This window comes from Bacteroidales bacterium, from assembly GCA_012517825.1.
In the GTDB taxonomy this organism is placed as follows: domain Bacteria; phylum Bacteroidota; class Bacteroidia; order Bacteroidales; family JAAYUG01; genus JAAYUG01.
In genome coordinates, this window is the sequence record JAAYUG010000058.1 from 1 (window position 1) to 8,480 (window position 8,480).

5 protein-coding genes are annotated in these 8,480 nt (G+C 45.3%); 2 read left to right on the forward strand and 3 right to left on the reverse strand.

All coding sequences use genetic code 11. From position 1 onward, the window contains the following. Positions 1-203: 203 nt before the first annotated feature. From GX419_03910 to GX419_03920, 3 genes are all read right to left on the reverse strand, one after another. Positions 204-2,162, reverse strand: a complete 1,959-nt coding sequence (locus GX419_03910; GenBank protein NLI23836.1) for an HYR domain-containing protein — start codon at positions 2,160-2,162, stop codon at positions 204-206. A 73-nt stretch (positions 2,163-2,235) separates the two neighbouring features. After that, positions 2,236-2,952: a deoxyribose-phosphate aldolase gene (gene deoC, locus GX419_03915; protein ID NLI23837.1), complete on the reverse strand. Its 717-nt coding sequence runs from the start codon at positions 2,950-2,952 to the stop codon at positions 2,236-2,238. 11 nt (positions 2,953-2,963) lie between these two features. Continuing rightward, positions 2,964-3,680: a GntR family transcriptional regulator gene (locus tag GX419_03920; GenBank protein ID NLI23838.1), complete on the reverse strand. Its 717-nt coding sequence runs from the start codon at positions 3,678-3,680 to the stop codon at positions 2,964-2,966. A gap of 190 nt (positions 3,681-3,870) precedes the next feature. Between GX419_03920 and GX419_03925 the strand changes: the two genes are divergently transcribed. Then, entirely contained in the window at positions 3,871-5,727 is a 1,857-nt protein-coding gene (locus tag GX419_03925; protein NLI23839.1) for a DUF5060 domain-containing protein, read from the forward strand. A gap of 441 nt (positions 5,728-6,168) precedes the next feature. Further along, positions 6,169-8,145: a hypothetical protein gene (locus GX419_03930; protein NLI23840.1), complete on the forward strand. Its 1,977-nt coding sequence runs from the start codon at positions 6,169-6,171 to the stop codon at positions 8,143-8,145. Positions 8,146-8,480: the final 335 nt, after the last annotated feature.

Here is an 8,480-nt window from a genome sequence, read left to right on the forward strand (position 1 = left end):
AAAGCCCACTGTGGATGTTTTGTTTCTTTCATAAATACGTATTTACGTATTACAAAGAAAAAACAAAAACTTTATATTTCAAAGTCTTTTATTAACATTTTTTCAACTAATACGTAATTTTATCGGAGTTACGGATTAAAAAAGCGAATTCCTCAGAGAGAACATGTACTCCCAAATAATAGCGAAAAAACACCGGTAATAGCCTATCTTATTTTGAGAATATTCCAGAGGTAATACTGATTGTTTTTCCCAACTTTTAATATATACATTCCTTCTTTCAGTTCCTGCATCGGAATGTGGATTTTCTTTCTGAAATCTGAATTGCTTACCATACGGCCATTTGCATCAATAAGCATCGCAATGTAACGTTCGTCGGAATGAGTAACCTCTATTTCTATGAATGATGTAACCGGATTTGGGTAAACACGTATGGCAGGTTCATTATCTGTTTCAATCTCCGCAGCATGGCTCACGGTTATATCAAAAGAACATGTGGCCTGATTTCCGCTCCCGTCCGTTGCTGTCCAGGTTATCCTGCTGGTACCTGCATTCAGATTTGTTCCTTCAAGTGTTGAGTTGCCATTGACATTATTTACCACAGACTCCAATGTACAATTTTCGGTAATTGCGATCGGATTAAATTCTTCTCCGGAGACGGTATAAACATTCACCCCATCCGAAAGAATACGTTGCTGATTCTCTGGACACACCGGCATGGGTTTCACGGTATCTGCAACTGTAATTGTGAAATTCGTAATTGATTCATTTCCTGAGCCATCTTTCACGGATAGGGTTACCTGGGTTTCTCCCAAACTCAACAAAGTGCCCGGTTCAGGGTTCTGCAAAATAACAAGCTTCGCATCGGGCGTACAATTATCGGTAGCTGTTACACTGGTTCTGAAGTCACCCAGCAAAACGTGGCAGTCTGTCTGTATATATTCAGTTTTGTTCTCCGGAGAATTCAATATAACAGGGGCTTCGGTATCATAACTAAGTCCCTGCCACACCAAGAAAGGATAGCCATTATTCCCGTTTTCAGTAATTGCCCATATATCAACAGTTCCGTTCTCTGATTCACAAACAAAATCCCAACCTGCCATAAGATATGTTGATTCATTCTTTAGTTCGGCTGTAGTTCTTCCCTCACCGGCGGCACTGGACATAATTCCTGAAACTTCCGTATCCCAGTAAGAATTGGTCACCGAAGCTCCTGTATTAATGGCTCCGGCAAAACCTCCTATGTTGGCATATCCTGTTTTATTTGAAAAAGTTCCGGTTGCATAGCATTTATTCACCTTTGCATTGGTACCACTTATGTATCCTGCAAATCCTCCTGCATATGACTGATTAACCAAATTACTTCGAGAATAACAATCTGACAAATCGCTATTTAAGCCTATTTCGCCTGCAAGACCACCGGTACGGCCGGTTCCGGTAACCTGCCCCACAGAATAACATTCCTTTATCGTACCTGTGGCAGTACCAACCAGCCCCCCAACCGTACCTGTACCACTTACATTGCCGGTTGCATAACATTTTTCCATCACATTCGTATGCATACCAGCCAGACCTCCGGCAATTGCGCCTTCAGCAATTACATCGGCTTCGGAATAACAAAAACTGATCTGACCGGCATTGCTTCCAATCAGTCCACCGCATCGCGAATACAAAGGATCCTTGCCATAAACAACACCATCTGACAGGCAATATTCAATTTTTGCAAACAGGTTCCTGCCCACCAACATGCCAACGTATGACTTCCCGGTTACACTGCCATTCACCAACCGGGTGTTTTTAATAATTCCCGGGGAACTTGTATAACCAAACAAACCGACATAGTCAGTTGTATCCCTGTTTATGTAAAGATTGCTTATGATATGATTCCCGCCATCATAAATTCCTGTGAATTTCACCGCATCATTTCCAATGGGAATAGTACCCATACCATCATTCCATCCGTTTGTTGATGATGCGTCAATATCGGCTGTTTGAATAAAAAACTTATCCCAGTACGCCGCAGACTCCGAGAGGGTTTTCAAATCGTCTAATGTGGCAATGCGGTAGGGATCTGAGGGAGTACCGCTGCCACCCGAAAACTGTGCCCACAATGTGATGTTGCAGGAAACCAAAACATAAACTACGATCAAACATATCAATCTCATATTGCCAGTATTTTTATAATCTAAACTGGCATGAAAATAATATTTTTCAGCATCCCCTCCAAAATTTTAATAGTTAGGAATCCCCAAAACGTTTTTTTGCTTCTTCCAGCATAGCCGCTGTGGCCGTAGCTCCTGACCGTGTAGCCCCTGCAGCTTTTACTGCCAGCAAATCGTCAAGAGTGCGTATACCGCCGGCGGCCTTCACCTGAACGTTTGGCCCGCAGTGTCTTCGCATCAGCTCAATGTCGGCCACCGTAGCTCCTTTATAGTTGTAATCCCCATTGGATTGCTTTACAAATCCATATCCGGTCGAAGTTTTTACAAAATCGGCTCCCGCCCTTGTGCATATCTCACATAACCGTATTTTATCCTCCGTCCTGGTAATGTAATCGGTTTCAAAAATTACCTTCACAATGGCGCCATACTTATGACAGGTATCCGTCACAGCCTTAATCTCCTGCTCCACATATTCCCAGTCGCCTCCAAGGGCTTTGCCAATGTTGATCACCATGTCAATCTCTACCGCACCATCCTTGCAGGCCTTTTCGGTTTCAAATACCTTCACCTCCGTGCAGCTGTTGCCGTGAGGAAATCCGATCACACAACCAGTTTTCACGTCAGTACCCTTTAGGATTTCAGCGGCTCTTTTTACCGCATAAGGTTTGACACAAACCGAAGCCACGTTGTATTTCATTGCCACATTGCACTGCTCTTCCAGATCGGCATCAGTAAAAGTGGGATGCAGAATGGAATGATCAATCATTTTTGCAAGTTCAGATACTTTGCTCATAATTTCTGGTTTTAATGGTTAATTCCTACAGAATATCGATTGGTATTACACAAAAGTGAGCTATAGATGGAAACATGTTGCCGGTTGGTACTGAATCGTAAATAAATATGCAATAAGGGAGTCCCTTCCGGTATTCTGAGCCATCGGCTTTCCGCTCTGCCGGCCAGCACAGCCCGCAGATCCGGCTCGGCATGCCTGATTTCGATCTGATAAACACGGCCGAGCGTTTCAAAAAGTGAGCCGTTTACAAAAGGCATACTGACCAGATCCTCCAGTCCGATATTGGGTATGTACGTATTTTCAAGCATTACCGGTTCATCGCCCACACAGCGGATCCTCTTCAGAAAAATACACCCTGCCTCGGTTTCAACATCGGAAAGAGGGTAAAAAAAATCCGCAGGAAAAAAGGTTTGTATAGGTTTCTCAATTGTGATAGTTTTTACCGGTTTCTTCGTTTCTCCAACCACCTGCGAAAAACCTTTTACCGATAACAAACCAAGCGTGTGCCTCCTGCGGGGAAGAACAATACTTCCTTTCCCCTGCTTCCTTGAAATATATCCCTCCTTCTCCAGTTCCAGCATGGCACGCCTGACGGTAGAACGGGTAACATGCCAGGCGTCTTTCAGCACATTTTCTGACGGAAGCAGATCTCCTTCCCGGTACTTACCCGAAAGGATATCCCCCTTAATATCCTCATAAAGTTTTCGGTACAGCAAAACTTCTGTCATCACAAACCAGTTTCAGCGCAAAGATAATAAAACTTGTACGCACAAGTAACTTATAACAGAATTTTCCTCTATTGTATGCATTCACTGCAACGGCGGAAGCAAATGGCAAATCTGCACCGCCACTTCCCAATTTATTATCAAGGTAATTTTTGTATATTGGCTAAACTTACTGCCTGTTTAATTGCCTTTTATGAAAAAAATTACCAACTGGTTTCCGGGCATCATTGTAGCTGGCATACTTGCCCTGACTGCCGTTCAATGCAATAAAAAAACACAAATTGAGATAACAGGAGAACTGAAAAGGTGGCATCCTGTGGTGCTGATTTTTAAAGGACCTGCGACGAGTGAGCAGAGCAAGGATAACCCGTTTTTGAATTACCGGCTGGACGTCACCTTCACCCGGAACAACACCACTGTGGTTGTTCCGGGCTATTATGCAGCCGACGGAAATGCTGCTGAAACCGGGAAAGATGCCGGCAACATATGGAAAGTTCATTTTCTTCCGCCCGATACCGGCATCTGGCAGTATTCTGTTTCATTCCGTAAAGGGAAAAATGTTGCCGTTGAGACGGCTTCATCAGGCAAACCCTGCTTTTTTGACGGAACAACCGGCAGCATCCGCATTACCGAAACAGATAAAAATCCGCCTGATTTCCGGGCAGCAGGAAAACTTCAATACGCCGGCCAACGCTATTACCGTTTCAGCAACGGTGAATACTTTCTGAAAGCCGGGGCCGGAAGCCCGGAAAACTTTCTTGCTTACCGTGATTTTGACGGAACCTTTTCTCAGGGAGAAACCGACTATACCAAAACATGGGAAGCTCATGCCGTTGACTGGCAGAAGGATGATCCAACATGGCAGGGAGGAAAAGGAAAGGGAATAATAGGTGCTGTTAATTATCTGTCATCCATGGGAATGAACTCCGTTTATCTTATCGCTCTCACCCTGCATGGCGACGGAAAGGATGTCTGGCCCTTCACGGCACCGGATGAACGGTACCGTTTCGACTGCTCCAAACTCGATCAGTGGCGGATTGTATTTGAACACATGAACAGGAAAGGCATTCACATCCATTTCTTTCTCAGCGAAACGGAAAATGAGCAACTTTTCGAGGCCGATGAAGGATGGCAGGGTTCCAATGCCTTTGCCATGAGCCGCAAGCTGTTCTACCGCGAGATGGTGGCCCGTTTTGCCGACCTTCCCGGAATTACGTTTAACCTGGGGGAAGAAATTGCCGAAGACCAGGAGAATGAAACCGGCAGGGGAAAAGCCCTCAGCACTGACCAGCTTCGTATGTTCATGCATTATATCGACAGCCTCGATCTGTGGAATACCCCCATAGCCATGCATACTTCCTCCAACGACCAGCACCGGGAGAAGCTGTTTTCAAAATTCATCGGCGAACCCTCCCTCTCATGTTTATCTTTACAGCTCGAAAGCTCGCTGAAAGGAGATGACTACGTGTATGATCAGACACGCTACTGGATAGAAAAATCCGCCTCCGGCAACCATCCGTGGGTGGTCTCCAATGACGAACAAGGCCATTTTTCTACCGGTGTATGGACCGATGCCACCGATCCCCGGCACGATACCATCCGCCGCAACGTTCTCTGGGGGAACCTGATGGCAGGCGGTGCCGGTGTGGAATATTATTTCGGATATAAAACAGGGTGCGGTGACCTGGATTGCCAAAACTGGCGTACAAGGGAAAACCTCTGGAAACAATCCAAAGTTGCCCTTGACATTTTACGGTCGCTCCCCTACAGCACAATGCGGCTCGCCAACCAACTGACCCGAAATAAAGCGTGGTGCCTTGCCGACGACAACCTCAGCACAATTCTTGTTTATGGGAAAAATCAAACAGAACTGCGAATAGCTGTGCCGGATTCTGCCCGTTACGATTACTCTTTTTATAACCCGATAACCGGCCTGAAAATAAGGGGTAAAGAAAACCTCAACTTGAGACCCGGTATTCTGCTATACGTGCCGAAAGAACTCCGGAATATCGATTTTGTCTGCGTACTGAAAAAAACAACAGGTATGTAAGCAGCAACTGAAAAATAAGCGCATCCAAAAAATTAACCTCATACCTGAAGCACAGTCTATGGCATTCCTTTCAATCATCAGCGTTATTGGATCGAATTGCATTGCATCTCCCTCTCCCCGAAATGTTTTCCGGCATATGTTTAATCCCTGCAGTGATTAACTTTACATCAAATTTTCAGAATATGAAACCCTCCGGGTTCTCCTGAGTTCTCGATACAGGCTTGTGACCATTAAAAATTAAATTGTTTTAATATGAAACACCCATGTATTGCAAACACAAACACCTATGAACAAAATTCAAATCATGGGTGTTCCCCCGCTTTGGCGGGGCAGGCTATCCGACCTTTGAAAATCAATTTTGTTCGGATGAAACAATTTTCTCTTCTCATTACTGCCATCCTGCTGATCGGCATTCAGGCATGTACTCAAAAACCTACCTCCATGCAAACAGGTTCCAGCATCACCGAAAAGACTATTCTTGCAACGATTGACTCTCTTACAGGCCGCTATGGCGCAAACCAGAAAGATTTAATTGACAAAGGCGTCAGGCAGACTGCCTCTCTCTGGATAAGTACCGATGGAACCGAAGCTGAATTCCAGTCGTTTTGTCTTGCCAATTACCAGGGTGACCCGGCTGCCCGTGAACAGCTTTTCAGAAAGCTGTGCCGCGGTTTTGAAATTCTGCGCGGTTACTATTCCAAAATCAACAAAGAACTTCTCAAACCTTTGCACCTTGTTTCGGAGGAAGAGCCAGGCACCATCGATGAGCTTTTCGGGGCTTACAATCCTTCGGCCCATTTCACCGACGATTTCTTTGCCAACAAAATTGCTTTTATTACCATACTGAACTTTCCGTTTTATTCACTCCGCGAAAAGACAGAGCTCGGCCCGAAATGGAGCCGCCTTGAATGGGCATATGCCCGCCTGGGCGACATGTTTACCGCCCGTGTACCGGCCGACGTACAACAAAATACCACCAGCAAGCTCACTGCATCAGAAAACTATATTGCCAACTACAACATCTACCTTGGTAATCTGGTTAATGACGAAGGAAAAACGCTTTTCCCGAGCGACCTTCGGCTCATTTCGCACTGGGGACTAAGGGATGAGCTGAAATCACATTATGCCGAAGGTGAAAACGGCCTGGAACTACAGAAAATGATTTACCAGGTTATGAAACGCATTATCGATCAGACCATCCCCGTTGAAATGATCGACAAGAATAATTTTCAGTGGAACCCCTATACCAACACCCTCCTTAAGGACGGAAAAACTGTTGCCTCAACCCCTGAGGGGCAACAGCGCTACCAGATGCTGCTGGAAAACTTCCGGGCCATGAAAGCTATCGACCCTTATACCCCCTTTTATCCGACTTTCATTCAGAGAAAATTTGAACAGGAGTATGAAATCCCCCAGGACGAAGTTGAAAAACTCTTTATTGACTTTGTATCCTCTCCGGTAATCCGGGAAATGGGCAAGCTCATCAGCAAGCGGTTGGGACGCCCTCTTCAGCCTTTTGATATCTGGTACGACGGGTTTAAGTCAAGAAGCAGTATATCAGAGTCTGAACTTACTGCCATAACCAGAAAACGCTACCCTGATGCCATGGCCGTTGAAAAAGCTCTGCCCGAATGGCTTCTGAAACTTGGTTTTCCCAAAGAAAAAGCCCTGTTCATTGCCTCCCGCATCAAAGTTGAACCGGCACGCGGATCAGGTCATGCCTGGGGAACGGAAATGAAGGGTGATGTTTCATTGCTACGTACCCGCATCGGTGCGAGCGGAATGGACTATAAGGGTTACAACATTGCTACCCATGAATTCGGCCACAATGTGGAGCAAACCATAACCACCGAAATGGTTGATTATTTCCCTCTTTATGGAGTTCCGAACACGGCCTTTACAGAAGCTCTGGCCTTCATTTTCCAGAAACGTGACCTCACCTTGCTGGGGTTACAGGAAAAGAATCCCCTGAAAGAACACATGATGGCCCTTGATAATGCATGGGCCTGTTACGAAATTATGGGCGTTTCGCTGGTTGACATGAATGTATGGAAATGGCTCTATAATCATCCTGACGCGTCAGCCGGCGAACTCAAAGAAGCGGTTCTTTCCATTGCCAGGGAAGTATGGAACAAATACTACGCCGACGTCTTCGGTTCAAAAGATGAACCCATTCTTGCCATTTACAGCCATATGATCGAAAACCCCCTGTACCTGAGCGCCTATCCCATCGGGCATCTTATTGATTTCCAGATTGAACAATATCTCTCCGGTAAAGATTTTGCTGCGGAAATTATGCGAATTTTCAGCCAGGGCCGGCTCATTCCCCAGCTCTGGATGCAGGGTGCCGTAGGAAGCCCGCTTTCGGCCGAACCTACATTAAAGGCTGCTGAACAGGCATTGCAGGTTGTGAAATAATACCTTATACACGCTGAGCCTCCGGATTTAGCCAGCCTCATGGTCACATTTGCAGGCTGACACCAGAGATTATCAATACTTTATCAGTCTGACCGATGTAACAGGCTGGAGAGCTGAAAAAGGAATAAGCATAAAAATAGGCAAACAGGAATAACCGAAGGCATCATAATTGGCAAAACCAAGTGAAGCGGGAATCCCGTATTCTTCTGACTACAACTGTTGTTTTTTAGAATTATTCTTTCCTTCTGGATGGGTTAACAGGAGTGCAAACGAATTAAAAGTTAGTGTGTTATCCTTTAATTTTGGTATCCAGATTAAGCACGATCAAATTTTGC